Genomic DNA, 15,133 nt, shown 5'->3' with positions numbered 1-15,133 from the left:
TCTTATTGTAAGTCTATTTGCGCTACAGAGTTTTCAATAGAGGCTATTTCGTTACCTCCTTTAGGCTCTATAGTAATACTTAAAGCAAGAGCATTTTCTGTATAAGGAATCGTTTTAAGTTGTCTGTCTGATTCGTTTAAAATCCCTAAATTTACCATTTTACCTTGTAATTCTGCCCATATTTGGTAGCATTGTTCTTCTGGTAATTGAGGTAAAGATACCACATCAATCATAGATGTTTTCTCTTTAGGGTTTATGTAAGCAACAGTTTTTAAATCTTTAGCTCTTTCATTTCCTTTAATAATATACTTTTCAGTTTCAGGATTGTTAAGCTTTAAAAGTTGGCGCATAACATCATCAAGCATTTGATTGTTTTTCTCAATATCACTGCGTAAATCGAAAAGCTCATCAACTACTACTTGGTTTTCTTGAGAAAGCTTCTTATTCTGGCTGTAGAATAAATATGAAGTTCCTGCAAAAACCAAAGCAGCTACACTTGCTGCTGCTGTATATTTAAACCACGATCTGTACTTAGCTTTAGCATTTAAGTTAACAACAGATTTTTCATCAAGCTCATCTAAAATGTTATCTAAGATAATTTTAGGAGCTTCAATAGCATTACTTTTAGCGACTACTTCTAGGTTAAACTGTAATGTATTATATGTATTATGTACTTCTGGATATTTTGAAATATAAGATTCAACCTTTTCTGTTTCAGCAGAATTAGTCTCACCTAATAGATATTTTTCTAATAGGCCAGAATTTAAAAAAGTATTTATTTTCTCATTCATGACTTTATTGTTTAGTTTAGGGATTGTAAATTTTTTTCAATTCACGCAATCCAATTTTTAATCTCGATTTTATAGTTCCTAGTGGAATATCTAATTCATCACTAGCTTCTTGTTGGGTCATGCCCTCAAAAAATAGGGCGTTAATTACTATTTGGTATTTTTCATCTATACTACTCAGGTGTTTTTTTATGTCTATGACATCCTGATTTAATGTATTGGATGTTATTTTATATACGGAAGATGTTTCTATTTGGACTTCTTTACCGCTTTTATTTTTTTGAGATCTAACTTTATCAATTGCTGTATTATAAGCAATTCTATATAACCAAGTAAATAATTTGGCTTTATTGGGGTCGTATTTTTTTGAGTACCTCCAGATTTTCACAAAACTTTCTTGAAGGACATCTTGGGCTGTATCATCATCTGTAATTATTTTTTTAATGATGCCATATAATGAATCAGCATAGTTCTCATAGAGTAAATTAATAGCTTTTTTATTGCTATTTTGTAATAACTTAACTATTTCTTTTTCTATAGCTGAAATCAAGTTGAATTGGTTTAATGTAAAATTAAATAAATTTTTTAATGGCCAAAGGTATAAATTTCTTTTAAATTACAAGATATTAACTTCAGCTTCAATAGAAATATCGAAAAGACGTTTTATTGTTTTCTGAATTAATTTAGAGAGATTTAAAATATCAGAACCCATAGCATTTCCATAATTAACAAGTACTAAGGCTTGGTTTTTATGTACACCATAGTTGCCAAATTGTTTGCCTTTAAATCCAGATTTTTCAATAAGCCAACCAGCAGGAATTTTAACTTCTTTGTCAGAAATAGGATAACTTGGTAGGTCTTTAAAATTTTTAATTAGCTTATCGAAATGATTTTTAGGTATAATAGGGTTTTTAAAAAAGCTCCCACTATTACCAATGTCTTTAGGATTAGGTAATTTGCTTTCTCTTATTGCTATAACTGCTTTCGAAACGTCTTTAATACTAGGATTAGTGATTTGCATAGATTCAAGTTGAGAAGCAATACTACCATAATTTATACTTAATTTATGATTGCGTTTGGTGAGTTTAAAATTAACACTGGTTATTATAAACTTCCCCTTAGCGTGTTGTTTAAAAATAGAATTTCTATACCCAAAATTACAATCCGTTTTTGAAAATATACTAAGCTCATTTGTTTCTAAAGAAATAGCAGTACAAGATTCGAAAATATCTTTAAGTTCAATACCATAGGCTCCTATGTTTTGAATTGGAGCAGTTCCTATATTGCCAGGTATTAAAGATAGGTTTTCAATACCTCCATAATCATTATCAATACACCAAAGTACAAACTCATGCCAGTTTTCACCAGCATTAGCTTTTACAATTACTGTGTCTTTATTTTCTGAAACAATTTCGATGCCTTTTAAATTTATATGAATAACGAGCCCGTCAAAATCTTTAGTAAGCAGCATATTACTGCCGCCTCCTAAAATAAGTTTGTTAGCGTATTTTTGTAATAATACAATTGGCTTTAAGTCTTCAATGTTAGAAACAGAAACAAAATGTTTTGCTTTAACATCTATACCAAAAGTATTATATGGTTTTAAGGATATATTATCTTTTATTTGCACTAGTTAGTCTTTATAAACTTTTAGAGCTTCTTTTAAAATACCGACAGCTTTTATTAAACTTTCTTTTTTAAGAACATAAGCAATTCTTATTTGGTTTAAACCAATACTTGGTGTTGAGTAAAAACCAGCAGCAGGAGCAACCATAATAGTTTCACCATTAACATCAAAATCTTCTAATAGCCACTTAGCAAAATTATCAGAGTTTTTAATTGGTAATTCTACCATGCAATAAAAGGCACCTTTAGGCATGGCTACTTTAATATTATCAATTTTTTGTAATTCTTCAACTAAAGTATTTCTACGGTCAACATATTCTGCAGCAACATCGTCAAAATAGCTTTGTGGGGTATCTAAAGCAGCTTCACAGGCAATTTGTGCGTATGAAGGAGGGCTTAATCTTGCTTGAGCAAATTTAAGTACGGTTTGCATAATCGTTTTGTTTTTGGAAATTAAACAACCTATTCTAGCTCCACACATACTATAACGTTTAGAGACAGAATCAATCATGATAGTATGTTCGTCCAATCCTTTTTCATGCAAAATAGAATAATGAGTATTTCCATCATATACAAATTCTCTATATACTTCATCAGCTATTAAAAATAGATCGTGAGTTTTAGCAATGACAGCAAGATTTTGTATTTCTTCTTTCGAATATAAATAACCTGTTGGGTTACCTGGATTACAAATTAAAATAGCCTTTGTTTTTTTAGTGATAAGTTTTTCAAAAGCTTCAATGCTAGGTAATGAAAAATTATCTTCTATTTTAGAAATAGCAGGAACAACATTTACACCAGATGCTATTGAAAAAGCGATGTAATTAGCATAAAAGGGTTCACAAATTATAACTTCATCGTTAGGATCCATGATGCTACTAAAAAGAAAATATAAAGCTTCACTAGCTCCAGTTGTTACAATAATATCATCAATAGAAATATTAATGTCATTTTTATGATAGTAGCTTACTAATTTTTTTCTATAAGATTCTTCACCTTTGGAATTAGAATAAGCAAGAATGTCTATGTCATTATCTTTAACAGCTTGTAAAGCAATCTCAGGAGTTTTAATATCGGGCTGACCAATATTTAAGTGGTAAATATGTTTTCCGTTTTTTATAGCTTTTTCTGCATGTGGGACTAATTTACGTATAGGCGATTCAGGCATCGAGTGCCCTTTATTTGATATTGTTGGCATTTACAAAAAATTAAGGTACAAAGTTGAGGAAATTATCTTAAAGTTTTTTAAAAAATGACTATAATATAATTATTCTAATATAAAGAGTTGTAAATTGAATTTATGAAACTATTAATATTCCCTGAATGAAAAGGTTTTTAGCCCTAATAGTATTGTTTTATTGTTTTAGCTTTTTGGGATTTTCGCAAAGTAAATTTGTTATTCAAAATAAAACACAATCTGATAAAATAAAATTTAAGTTAATAAACAATTTAATAGTTCTACCTGTAGAAGTAAATGGTGTTAACTTATCTTTTTTATTAGATACTGGAGTAAGTAAACCTATTATTTTTAATTTTTTAAATGTTTCAGACACACTAAAAATACGAGATACAGAAACGATTCATTTAAGAGGCTTAGGTAATGGGGAAACAGTTGAAGCTTTGAGGTCTAGAAATAATGTTTTTAAAATAGGAGAAGCAGTAAAGTTAAAACAAGATTTATATGCTGTATTTAATAGTAACTTGAATTTTGGCCTTAAATTGGGAGTTCCTGTTCATGGTATTATTGGTTTAGATATATTTAAAGATTTTATAGTGGAAATAAATTACTCAAGTAAATACTTGAAATTAACTATTCCTAAGAAGTTTAAATATAAAAAATGTAAAAAATGTGAGCGGTTTAATTTGGAGTTTTATAATGGGAAACCTTATATATATGCAGAGGTTAATCTGGGTAAGAAAAATATTCCTGTTAAATTATTAATAGACTCAGGAGGTAGTGATGCACTATGGTTATTTGAAGATGATTCCTTAGGGATAAGAGCTGGAGATAAGTTTTTTAATGATTTTCTTGGTCATGGACTAAGCGGTAGTGTTTATGGTAAACGTTCTAAAGTTAAAACATTTTCTTTAAAAAGTTTTGTACTTAAAAATGCTAATGTTGCTTTTCCCGATTCTACATCAGTATTATTGGCAAAAAAAATAAAGGATCGTAATGGGAGTTTGTCTGGGAATATTTTAAAACGATTCAATATTATTTTTGATTATCAGAAAGCAATATTAAAATTGAAAAAAAATAACCATTTTAAAGAAAAATTTAGTTATAATAAAAGTGGTATTGAATTGGAACATGATGGTGTCAGGTTGGTTAAAGAAATTGATAAAAATAGACTAAGAAATAATGATATTCCATTAGTGGATAATGGAACTCAGAATAGTACTAAAATTATTATAGATCCTGAGTATAAAATATCATTAAAACCAGCTTATACCATTGTAGAATTGCGAGAAGGTTCTCCTGCAGAAGAATCAGGGTTAAAGATTGGAGATGTTATTTTAAGTATAAATAATAAGCAAGCACATGAGTACTCGTTACAGGAAATAGTAGAAATGTTTTATGACGATGCAGGCAAAAGGATGAAATTAAAGATAGATAGAAATGGTCTTGTTTCAACTTTTTACTTTCAATTGCAAAAATTATTTTAATTAAATAAGGCTTAAACATGTTGTTTAAGCCTTATTTAAATTATTTATTAAAAATGAAGTTTATTTTTGTACAATACTCTTGCTCTTCTTCTCAAGTACATTGGTTTTGCTAGGATCTACAACCAAACCTTTAATTTTTAATGCTACTGTAGGTGTATTTGTTGCATTAGAAATAACAGTAATTGTTTTTCTTATTGGGTTGACTCTATTTGTATCATATTTAACTTCTATTTCTCCAGTTTTTCCAGGTAAAATAGGATCTTTTGGTTTTTTAGGAATTGTACACCCACAACTAGAAGATACTTTAGAGATAATAAGTGGAGCATCTCCTGTGTTTGTAAATTCAAAAGTCCTAACACCGTTAGCTCCTTTTTCAATTGTACCATAATCAATGGTATCTTCTTTAAATTCTATTTTTGCTGCTTTTTGAGCATTAACAGAAAAACTTATTAATCCGATGAATAAAATTGTAATTAGTTGTTTCATTGCGTTTATTTTTAGTGTTCTATTGTTTAGCATGTAACATCCGTCTATTGTTTGTTAATTTAATGGATATTTCATGATTTTTAATCTTAAGTTCGGGTCAAACATACTTACTTTTTCGACAATCTACAAAAATAATAGATGTATTGCCTGTATATTAACATATACAACATGGCTATACATATGTATTACTTTTCAGTAAATACACATAATAAATATCTCATATTTATAGAAAAATTTTTAGTAATGCTCATTTCACAGCAAAAGAAATATAAGTACTTTTGCAATCATTATTCAAAAACTATTCCAAAGTATGAGCATTCCAGCAAAATATGATGCAAAACAGGTAGAAAACAAATGGTACGACTACTGGATGAAAAACAATTATTTTCATTCTACACCAGACGATAGAGAACCATATACCATCGTTATTCCACCACCAAACGTCACAGGAGTACTGCATATGGGGCATATGTTAAACAATACAATTCAAGATGTATTAATTCGTCGTGCACGTTTATTAGGCAAAAACGCATGCTGGGTACCAGGTACAGACCATGCATCTATAGCTACAGAAGCCAAAGTTGTTGCTAAATTAAAAGAGCAAGGTATTGATAAAAACGATTTATCTCGAGAAGAATTTTTAAAACATGCTTGGGATTGGACTCACGAATACGGAGGCGTTATCTTGGAGCAATTAAAAAAACTAGGTTGTTCTTGCGATTGGGATAGAACCAAATTTACAATGGATGACGATATGTCTGAAGCCGTTATTAAGGTGTTTGTTGATTTACATGAAAAAGGATTAATATACAGAGGTTACCGTATGGTAAACTGGGATCCAGAAGCAAAAACAACATTATCAGACGAAGAAGTAATACACGAAGAACGTCAAGGAAACCTATATTATTTAAATTATAAAATAGAAGGTAGCGACGATACTTTAACCATTGCAACAACAAGACCAGAAACTATTTTTGGAGATACAGCCATTTGTATTAACCCTAACGACTCCCGTTTTACACATTTAAAAGGTAAAAAAGCCATTGTGCCTATATGTAAACGTGTTATACCAATTATAGAAGACGATTATGTAGATGTAGAATTTGGTACAGGATGTTTAAAAGTAACACCAGCACACGATGAAAACGATAAAGTTTTAGGAGATAAGCATAAACTTGAAGTTATAGACATTTTTAACGAAGATGCATCCTTAAATAGTTTTGGAATGCATTACGAAGGTAAAGACCGTTTTGTAGTACGTAAAGCAATAGCTAAAGAACTTGAAGAACAAGGTGTTTTAATTAAAACGGAAACACATATAAATAAAGTAGGAACTTCTGAAAGAACTAAAGCAGTTATCGAACCACGTTTAAGTGACCAATGGTTTCTTAAAATGGAAGATTTGGTAAAACCAGCCATTAAAGCTGTTTTAGAAGATGATGATATTAAATTGTTTCCTAAGAAATTTGAAAACACATACAGACACTGGATGGAGAATATTCGCGATTGGAATATTTCTCGTCAACTTATGTGGGGACAACAAATACCTGCATACTACTACGGTGATGGAAAAGAAGATTTTGTAGTAGCAGAAAGTATAGAGTTAGCATTAGAAAAAGCAAGAGCAAAAACAGGAAATACAACTTTAAGTAAAGAAAATTTAACGCAAGACAAAGATGCGTTAGACACCTGGTTTTCTTCTTGGTTATGGCCAATGAGTGTTTTTGATGGTATTAGAAACCCAGAAAATGAAGAAATAAAATATTATTACCCAACAAACGATTTAGTAACCGGGCCAGATATTCTATTCTTTTGGGTAGCCCGTATGATTATTGCAGGTTACGAATATAAAGACGAAAAACCATTCAATAATGTTTACTTAACAGGATTGGTACGAGATAAGCAACGTCGTAAAATGAGTAAATCCTTAGGAAACTCACCAGACTCACTAAAACTTATAGAAGAATATAGCGCAGATGGCGTACGTGTAGGTTTGCTATTAAGTTCTGCAGCAGGAAACGATTTAATGTTCGATGAAGCCCTATGTCAACAAGGTAAAGGTTTTGGAAATAAAATATGGAATGCCTACCGCTTAGTAAATGGTTGGGAAGTAGATAACAATATAGAACAACCAGAAGCTAGTAAAATAGCAATAGCATGGTACGAGTCTAAATTTCAAAAATCATTAGTAGAAATAGAAGATCATTTTAGCAAATACAGACTAAGTGATGCTTTAATGGCTATCTATAAATTAATTTATGATGATTTTTGTGGTTGGCTTTTAGAAATGGTTAAGCCAGCATACCAGCAACCTATAGACGAGAAAACACTAAAAAGCGTAATCGCTATTTTTGAAGATAATTTAAAAATAATACATCCATTTATGCCATTCTTAACAGAAGATATATGGCATTATATTTCTGAAAGAACCTCAGAAGAAGCACTTATCGTAGCCAAGTGGCCAGAAACAAAGCCAGTAAATGAGGCTTTAATTACAGAATTTGAATTTGCTTCGGAAGTAATTTCGGGGATAAGAAATATTAGAAAACAAAAAAATATTGCATTTAAAGATGCTATTGGTTTTTCTGCAATAAATAATGAAAAGTCATCAACAACTTTTGATGCCATTATAGCAAAACTTGGTAATTTAGAAAGTATAGATTATACAACCGAAGCTGTTGAAGGCGCTTTAACATTTAGAGTAAAGTCTAATGAATATTTTATTCCAATGGCAGGAACTATCGATGTAGAAGCAGAGGTTAAAAAACTAACAGAAGAATTAAAATATACAGAAGGTTTCTTAAAATCGGTACAAAAGAAGTTGTCTAACGAACGTTTTGTTGCAGGAGCACCAGAACAAGTTGTAGCAAGTGAAAAGAAAAAAGAAGCAGATGCTTTAGCTAAAATAGAAACGCTTAAAACAAGTTTAGCTAATTTAGGTTAGTATTTGTTTAGGTTTTCGACTCATTATTATTACATTAAACGTATTACACGTTTAATGTAATAATAAATTATAAAAGCATTAATTATGGAACAAAAACACCCACTGCCTCCTTTTACTATAGAAACTGCCAAAGAAAAAATTCAAATGGCAGAAAACGGTTGGAATAGTAAAAACCCAGAAAACGTATCGAAAGCATATACTGTAGATAGCGAATGGAGAAATAGAGATCAGTTTGTTAATGGACGTGAAGAAATAATTGCATTTCTTACGCAAAAGTGGAATACAGAGCTAAACTATAAACTTAAAAAAGACTATTGGGCGCATACAGACAATAGAATTGCTGTAAGATTTGAATATGAATACCAAACTAAGAATGGAGATTGGTTTAGAGCCTATGGTAACGAAAATTGGGAGTTTGACGAAAATGGCCTTATGAAAAAGAGGTATGCCAGTATAAACGATTTAGCAATAAACGAAGCAGATAGAAAATTAAAGTAGTTTTTCTGTAAATAAAAGAAAGTTATAAAATAAAAAGCTCAAAATTGAATTCAATTTTGAGCTTTTTATTTGGTATAAGAATTAAGTTTTAAAACTTATACTGTTTCAACAAACAAACCTTCCTCCGTTTTTTCAACTTTAGCAAGATTGTTTTTAGTAAGTTCTTTAATAGTCTTATCCCATTTTTTATTAGATAAGCCAGACTGTACTTTTAAATCATTTAAACCTAAACGTTCAGCCTTTTTAAGTAAAATTAAAAGTGCTTTACCTTCATCACTAATAGCCAATGCCTTTTTCTCAGGTCGCATTTGTGGGAAGAATAAAACCTCTTGTATTGATTGGTTGTTAGTTAAAAACATAATTAATCTATCCATACCAATACCCATTCCAGAAGTAGGAGGCATACCATATTCTAAAGCACGTAAAAAGTCATGATCAATAAACTCAGTAGCCTCATCATCACCCTTAGCAGCAAGCTTAAGTTGATGCTCAAAACGCTCACGTTGGTCAATAGGATCATTCAATTCAGAATAAGCATTTGCAATTTCTTTACCACAAACCATTAACTCAAAACGCTCCGTTAATTCAGGGTTTTCACGGTGTTCCTTACATAAAGGACTCATTTCCTTAGGGTAATCCGTTATAAAGGTAGGCTGTATGTAGTTGCCCTCACATTTTTCACCAAAAATCTCATCAATCAATTTACCTTTACCCATGGTTTCATCAACTTCAATACCTAGGTCTTTGGCAGCTTGTCTAATCTCATTTTCACTCTTTCCAGTAATATCAAAACCAGTAAAATGCTTAATAGAATCTGCCATGGTTACTCTAGCATAAGGTGCTTTGAAATCTATTTCATGCTCACCAAAAGTAGCCTTAGAAGTTCCGTTTACAGCAATAGCACAATGCTCTAATAAGCTTTCACAGAAGCCCATCATCCAGTTATAATCCTTATACGCCACATAAATCTCCATAGCAGTAAACTCAGGATTATGAGTTCTATCCATCCCTTCGTTTCTAAAGTTTTTAGAAAACTCATACACACCATCAAAACCACCAACAATTAATCTTTTAAGATATAATTCGTTAGCAATTCTCATATATAAAGGCACATCTAAAGCATTGTGATGCGTAATAAAAGGACGCGCAGCTGCACCACCAGGAATAGGCTGTAAAACTGGAGTCTCAACCTCAAAATACCCAGAATCATTAAAAAACGAACGCATTGCATTAAACAATTTAGTACGCTTAACAAATACATCTTTAACCTGTGGGTTTACAACCAAATCTGCATAACGTTGTCTGTAACGTTGCTCAGGATCTGTAAATGCATCATATATTACACCATCTTTTTCCTTAGGTAAAGGAAGTGGTTTTAAAGCTTTACTTAATAAAGTGAAATCTTTAACTCTAACCGATTTTTCACCAACTTGAGTTGTGAATAATTCACCCTCAATGCCAATAAAATCACCAAAATCTAATAATTTTTTAAAGATTTCATTGTATTTTACTTTGTCCTCTCCTGGACAAATCTCATCACGATTAAAATATACTTGTATTTTTCCTTCAGCATCCTGTAATTGTGCAAAACTCGCTTTACCTTGCACTTTTACCATCATTAATCTACCAGCTATAATAACCTTCTTGCCTTCTTCAAACGCATCTTTAACCTGTTTAGAGGTATGATTTACAGGGTATAAATCTGCAGGGTATGGGTTAACACCTAATTCACGTAATTTTACTAATTTTTCTCTTCGTACAAGCTCTTGCTCTGATAATTGCGACATATTCTAAAATGCTATATGTGATTTTTAAAGACACAAAGATAATCATTTGAATTACGATTAACGATTATTGAATTACGATTTTTTTTGGCGTTACCACAAGGGTCGGGCTATACATTACAATCTTTTTGTTCGTGCCTTACAAAAAGGATTTTCATTACTATCCCTAACGCAAAAGAAAGAAAATACCAAATTAAGCTGTAGCATAAACTGTAACAAAATAGATCGTGCTGCGTCAAATAAATAACATCAACAAAATACCAAACTTAAATTTTGGTATTCAAAAAAAATATTATGAGTTTCAGGAGAGTTTTATTAGCAATTATTTGTCCACCTTTAGCAGTTATAGGTAAAGGTTGTGGATCTATTTTTATTGTTTTTTTACTATGGCTTTGTGGCTGGGTACCTGGAGTTATTGCAGCATTAGTAATACTTAATAATCCTAAAAATTAAATTACCTTTGTCCAAATTAAAAACTATGTTATATGGTTTTAACCCTTAAATTTATTTATAAAAAATGAATAGAATTACACTTTTACTGTTATGTGTAGTAAGCTTTATGTTTGCTAGTTGTCAGTTTTCAGAAAACATTTACATTAATGAAGATGGTTCTGGGAAAATGGAGTTTAGTTTTGATGCCTCAGAAATTATGCAAATGGGAGGCGGAGAGTTAACCAAAGGGACAGACGAAAAAGAAATAGATTCTACATTTACATTTAAAGAGATTTTCGAACAAAAAAAGGATAGTGTTGCTCTACTTTCAAAAGAAGAACAAGAAAAATTAAAAGCTTTAGAACCTTTCTCAGTACATATGGTAATGAGTGAAGAGAAAAAGAAAATGAATTTTGATATTTCTACAGATTTTAAAAATGCTAATGAACTGCAAGATATGTTTACAGCATTAAGTGCTCTGGGAAATTTACAAGGAAAAGGAGGAGCAAAAGCTAACGATCCAACAAATCCATTTTCATCAATGGGAAGTGGCGGTAATTCAGAATTAAGTTATTCATTTAATAAAGGCGTATTTAAACGAACAGTAAAGGTATTAGATAAAGAAGTACAAAAACAATTACAAGATAGTTTGGGACAAGCCGCAATGATGTTTGGTACTTCAAAATATAAACTTAAATACCATTTTCCTAGAAGAATAAAATCTGTATCTAATGAAAATGCACTATTTAGCGCAGATGGAAAAACAGTAACCATAGAATATGGATTGATGGAATACATGACAGATCCAGAAGTTATGAATTTAGAAATAGTATTAGAAGACTAAGATTGAATAAAACAATAAAAATACAAGATTTAGGAAACAAAGACTATAAACAAACTTGGGATTACCAAGAGCAATTGTTTAAGGATATTGTAGATACTAAAATAAAGAATAGAAGAGAAGATGCAGGTTTACAAACAGAAAATCATTTTTTGTTTGTAGAGCATCCTCATGTTTATACTTTAGGTAAGAGTGGCGATTTTTCTAATCTTCTTTTAAATGAAGAACAGTTAAAAGAAAAAGGCGCGGTATTTTATAAAATTAATCGGGGTGGAGATATTACCTATCATGGCCCTGGGCAAATAGTAGGCTATCCTATCTTAGATTTAGAAAACTTTTTTACAGATATACATAAATACCTGCGTTTCTTAGAAGAAATGATTATTCTTACTTTAGAGGAATACGGTTTAAAAGCGGAAAGAAGCCCTGGAGAAACAGGAGTTTGGTTGGATGTAGGTACACCATTTGCACGTAAAATTTGTGCCATGGGAGTGCGAGCAAGTCGCTGGGTAACCATGCATGGATTTGCTCTTAATGTTAATGCTAATTTAGGGTATTTTGATAATATTATTCCTTGTGGTATTCGTGGTAAGGCAGTAACATCTTTAAATGTAGAATTGGCACAAAAAACTGTTGATGAGGTAGAAGTAAAAGAAAAGTTATTAAAACATTTTACAAAGCTTTTTGAGGCGGAGTTTATAAAGTCTTAAGTTTATTTTTTTGATCGTAATCTTCTTCTAGATATAGAAACATAAATAACCGCCATTATATCTTATTTCTATACATTTTTGGTAGCAGTTTTTTTCCAATTACCATTTGGCTAATATAAATTGAAACTGAAATTATAATAGAAGCAATAAGAGTCTCTTCTTTGAATAATACATAATAGCTTTTTTTTAAGCAATAATTAAAAAAACCATCGTAGTATTCAATGTCAATTTTAATATTACTAAATATATCATATACAATAAGTGAAAAAATGAAAAGTAATAGTGAAGATAAAAAAACTATAAAGTGCTTTTTGTAATTTTTAAATTTATATATAGTAAAAGTAGCAAGCCAAGAAAATAGAAAGATTGAAATTAGATATATCAGATAGAAGTTTTCTTCAGCCCTTATAAAAAACAAATCGTCTATAAATTCGTCAATAACATATTCATGAATTTTTAATAAAAATATAATTAATACAATATTAATTATAGTGGCTATTAAATGAAATTTAAAGTTTTTTTTCATGTTTTATATTTGAAAATAAGTATGATTATCATTATCTAATTCTCGTTTTCCAAAAGAAAAAAATGAGTCACATTTAATAAGTCCCATATCATCTCTGTTTCCGCCACGTCCAGCTCCAATAGAACAAAAGCCATCATCGGCAATCCAGTTTTTATGAATTTTTGTAATAATTTCTACGTGGCTAGTTCCAAAAACACAAATATCACCTGCTTGTACATTTTTAAAGCTATTTCGTTTCTTTAAAAAGGATTGCCCATTATAAATTTGTTTGGGATCATAATAATGATTGTTTCCAGAAGTAAAGTTTTTACCGTTACATAGATAAATAGCATCTCCAACAAAAACATTACAAAGCCATAATTTCTCATTGCTATCATTAGCCCAAAAAATACTATATAAATCTGTTCTCCATTTACTTATATAGGCTTCTCTTAATTTTGAGAAGTGATTTTTATTCCTTTTTATATCGGTTGCATCATTTTTAAATCCAGCCAAAGTAGATAATGTCATTTTTTGTTTAGTTGATAGTCTATCCCAAGAACTCCAATTGTCAAATGAAGCTGGTCTTCTTGATGCTTGGTTTAAATTAGGATTGGGAGAGAAAAACCAGTTTTGTTCTCTTTCATGGTACGCCCAATATGAATCCATTATCTCTTTATCTGTACCTAATTTTTTTGCAGCTTCTACTAAAAGTAAATTCATAAATACGGGGTTTCTGTTTGTTTAAATAGTTCTAACTGTAAAGGTTTGTAATTTTTTTTTAATCTGAAATAACTCAGAAAAGGTATTGTTATATTGTAAATTAAACAATGTTGATAATTTTTCTGACAAAGTTAAGCTAATTTTCTACATCGAAAAGGATCGTGAAATTATGTTTATTATTTATAAGGAATTAAATTTTAAAGTTTCTTGGGAAATTATACTTTCAATTTTTAAAATTTCATTTTTCAATTTCAGGGTATTTTTCTTGGCAAAATAAAAGATGTCTTTTAATTCATTATTACCTTCCCATATAAGTTTTATTGTACCATTTTTTAATTCTTTTTCGCATAAAAAACTAGGAATTAACGCAACTCCTTCACTGCTTTCTAGACATCTAAGAATTGAATTCATATTAGGGACAATGTAATTAGGTTTGTTGTATTGTTTTTTGTTAAAATTTAAAAGCCAAAATTGTTTTATAAAGCCAGTAACATTAGATGAACTATACCAAATTTGATTCATTAATTGTTTTTCTAAGACCTTCCAATTTTTATTTTTAATTGATAGTTCTATTTTTTGAGTGTCTATTTTATTATTAGCAATTAATAATAGCTTTTGACTAAAAAAAGAAGTGTAAAAAATATTCTGATTCGTATTTTTTTTAGGAGTAATTACTAAGTCTAAAATGCCTTCATCCAGTTCTTTTAACATTTGAGGGTATTCTCCAAAATGTGCTATAATATCAAAATCAAAACGATTCATATTAGGTTCGAAAAAAGTTTGAAATATTTCAGAACACATGCCTATACTTACTGTTTTTCTATTCCCTAAACCCGTTTTTTTAAAATGATGTTCAGATTTTTCTAATTTTTGTAATGCATCTAAAATATAATCATAAAGTACTATAGCTCTTTCCGTAGGAACCATTTTTCGAGATGTTCTTTCAAAAAGCTTATAACCAACATAAGCTTCTAAAGAATTAAGGTGTAAACTCACTCCTGGTTGTGAAGAGAAAAGCCTTTTAGAAGCTTTGGTTAAATTGCCTTCTTCATACACTGCTTTAAAAGTTCTATACCATTCTAAATTTATCATTCCTATCATTTTTATAATACAAAGGTATAATTTGTATTAT

The 15,133-nt window shown here is 30.1% G+C and carries 14 protein-coding genes; 6 read left to right on the top strand and 8 right to left on the bottom strand.

Annotated elements, in window-relative coordinates; genetic code table 11:
- Positions 1-2: 2 nt before the first annotated feature.
- The 4 genes from A8C32_RS04520 to A8C32_RS04505 form a co-directional block, all read right to left on the bottom strand.
- Entirely contained in the window at positions 3-791 is a 789-nt protein-coding gene (locus A8C32_RS04520) for an anti-sigma factor (RefSeq protein ID WP_069829262.1), read from the bottom strand.
- Positions 792-807: 16 nt separating this feature from the next.
- Positions 808-1,338 (bottom strand): RNA polymerase sigma factor, encoded by a 531-nt coding sequence (locus A8C32_RS04515; protein ID WP_069829261.1) that lies wholly within the window; start codon positions 1,336-1,338, stop codon positions 808-810.
- Between the two features lie 66 nt (positions 1,339-1,404).
- Entirely contained in the window at positions 1,405-2,418 is a 1,014-nt protein-coding gene (gene murB, locus A8C32_RS04510) for a UDP-N-acetylmuramate dehydrogenase (RefSeq protein ID WP_069829260.1), read from the bottom strand.
- A 3-nt stretch (positions 2,419-2,421) separates the two neighbouring features.
- Positions 2,422-3,612, bottom strand: a complete 1,191-nt coding sequence (locus A8C32_RS04505; RefSeq protein WP_069829259.1) for a pyridoxal phosphate-dependent aminotransferase — start codon at positions 3,610-3,612, stop codon at positions 2,422-2,424.
- 125 nt (positions 3,613-3,737) lie between these two features.
- Between A8C32_RS04505 and A8C32_RS04500 the strand changes: the two genes are divergently transcribed.
- Positions 3,738-5,078 carry an aspartyl protease family protein gene (locus A8C32_RS04500; RefSeq protein WP_069829258.1) on the top strand — a complete coding sequence of 447 codons (1,341 nt, stop codon included), beginning with the start codon at positions 3,738-3,740 and terminating at the stop codon, positions 5,076-5,078.
- A gap of 60 nt (positions 5,079-5,138) precedes the next feature.
- Here A8C32_RS04500 and A8C32_RS04495 read toward each other — a convergent pair whose 3' ends face one another.
- Positions 5,139-5,564, bottom strand: a complete 426-nt coding sequence (locus A8C32_RS04495) for a DUF1573 domain-containing protein (RefSeq protein ID WP_069829367.1) — start codon at positions 5,562-5,564, stop codon at positions 5,139-5,141.
- A gap of 310 nt (positions 5,565-5,874) precedes the next feature.
- Here A8C32_RS04495 and A8C32_RS04490 point away from each other — a divergent pair, with 310 nt between their 5' ends.
- On the top strand, positions 5,875-8,508 hold the full coding sequence (locus tag A8C32_RS04490; RefSeq protein ID WP_069829257.1) for a valine--tRNA ligase: 2,634 nt from the start codon (positions 5,875-5,877) through the stop codon (positions 8,506-8,508).
- Positions 8,509-8,592: 84 nt separating this feature from the next.
- Complete coding sequence (locus A8C32_RS04485; protein WP_205635370.1) at positions 8,593-9,006, top strand: nuclear transport factor 2 family protein; 414 nt, start codon at positions 8,593-8,595, stop codon at positions 9,004-9,006.
- Between the two features lie 95 nt (positions 9,007-9,101).
- Here the strand turns inward: A8C32_RS04485 and lysS are convergent, their stop codons facing one another.
- The gene (gene lysS / locus A8C32_RS04480) at positions 9,102-10,793 is read right to left on the bottom strand and encodes a lysine--tRNA ligase (protein WP_069829255.1); all 1,692 of its coding nucleotides are present in this window, start codon (positions 10,791-10,793) and stop codon (positions 9,102-9,104) included.
- Between the two features lie 291 nt (positions 10,794-11,084).
- Here lysS and A8C32_RS19790 point away from each other — a divergent pair, with 291 nt between their 5' ends.
- From A8C32_RS19790 to lipB, 3 genes are all read left to right on the top strand, one after another.
- Complete coding sequence (locus A8C32_RS19790) at positions 11,085-11,243, top strand: YqaE/Pmp3 family membrane protein (RefSeq protein ID WP_083253250.1); 159 nt, start codon at positions 11,085-11,087, stop codon at positions 11,241-11,243.
- A gap of 64 nt (positions 11,244-11,307) precedes the next feature.
- Positions 11,308-12,066 carry a hypothetical protein gene (locus A8C32_RS04475; RefSeq protein ID WP_069829254.1) on the top strand — a complete coding sequence of 253 codons (759 nt, stop codon included), beginning with the start codon at positions 11,308-11,310 and terminating at the stop codon, positions 12,064-12,066.
- A gap of 2 nt (positions 12,067-12,068) precedes the next feature.
- Positions 12,069-12,773 (top strand): lipoyl(octanoyl) transferase LipB, encoded by a 705-nt coding sequence (gene lipB, locus A8C32_RS04470; protein WP_069829253.1) that lies wholly within the window; start codon positions 12,069-12,071, stop codon positions 12,771-12,773.
- Between the two features lie 529 nt (positions 12,774-13,302).
- On the opposite strand, the gene A8C32_RS04460 is transcribed toward lipB, so the two are convergent.
- Both A8C32_RS04460 and A8C32_RS04455 read right to left on the bottom strand, forming a co-directional pair.
- Positions 13,303-14,001 (bottom strand): hypothetical protein, encoded by a 699-nt coding sequence (locus A8C32_RS04460; protein WP_069829251.1) that lies wholly within the window; start codon positions 13,999-14,001, stop codon positions 13,303-13,305.
- 180 nt (positions 14,002-14,181) lie between these two features.
- Positions 14,182-15,093 carry a LysR family transcriptional regulator gene (locus A8C32_RS04455; RefSeq protein ID WP_069829366.1) on the bottom strand — a complete coding sequence of 304 codons (912 nt, stop codon included), beginning with the start codon at positions 15,091-15,093 and terminating at the stop codon, positions 14,182-14,184.
- Positions 15,094-15,133: the final 40 nt, after the last annotated feature.

Origin of the sequence: Flavivirga aquatica, assembly GCF_001747085.1 — a bacterium.
GTDB classification, from domain to species: domain Bacteria; phylum Bacteroidota; class Bacteroidia; order Flavobacteriales; family Flavobacteriaceae; genus Algibacter_C; species Algibacter_C aquatica.
The sequence above is the reverse complement of the archived record's forward strand: the minus strand, read 5'-3'. Positions and strand labels throughout refer to the sequence as shown.

Bases quoted from the DNA above. Each gene is read 5' to 3' on its own strand.
- A8C32_RS04505 (WP_069829259.1), bottom strand. From the start codon at position 3,612: ATGCCAACAATATCAAATAAAGGGCACTCGATGCCTGAATCGCCTATA.
- A8C32_RS04460 (WP_069829251.1), bottom strand. From the start codon at position 14,001: ATGAATTTACTTTTAGTAGAAGCTGCAAAAAAATTAGGTACAGATAAA.
- A8C32_RS04500 (WP_069829258.1), top strand. From the start codon at position 3,738: ATGAAAAGGTTTTTAGCCCTAATAGTATTGTTTTATTGTTTTAGCTTT.
- A8C32_RS19790 (WP_083253250.1), top strand. From the start codon at position 11,085: ATGAGTTTCAGGAGAGTTTTATTAGCAATTATTTGTCCACCTTTAGCA.
- A8C32_RS04520 (WP_069829262.1), bottom strand. From the start codon at position 791: ATGAATGAGAAAATAAATACTTTTTTAAATTCTGGCCTATTAGAAAAA.
- A8C32_RS04475 (WP_069829254.1), top strand. From the start codon at position 11,308: ATGAATAGAATTACACTTTTACTGTTATGTGTAGTAAGCTTTATGTTT.
- A8C32_RS04495 (WP_069829367.1), bottom strand. From the start codon at position 5,564: ATGAAACAACTAATTACAATTTTATTCATCGGATTAATAAGTTTTTCT.
- A8C32_RS04455 (WP_069829366.1), bottom strand. From the start codon at position 15,093: ATGATAAATTTAGAATGGTATAGAACTTTTAAAGCAGTGTATGAAGAA.
- A8C32_RS04490 (WP_069829257.1), top strand. From the start codon at position 5,875: ATGAGCATTCCAGCAAAATATGATGCAAAACAGGTAGAAAACAAATGG.
- lysS (WP_069829255.1), bottom strand. From the start codon at position 10,793: ATGTCGCAATTATCAGAGCAAGAGCTTGTACGAAGAGAAAAATTAGTA.
- A8C32_RS04485 (WP_205635370.1), top strand. From the start codon at position 8,593: ATGGAACAAAAACACCCACTGCCTCCTTTTACTATAGAAACTGCCAAA.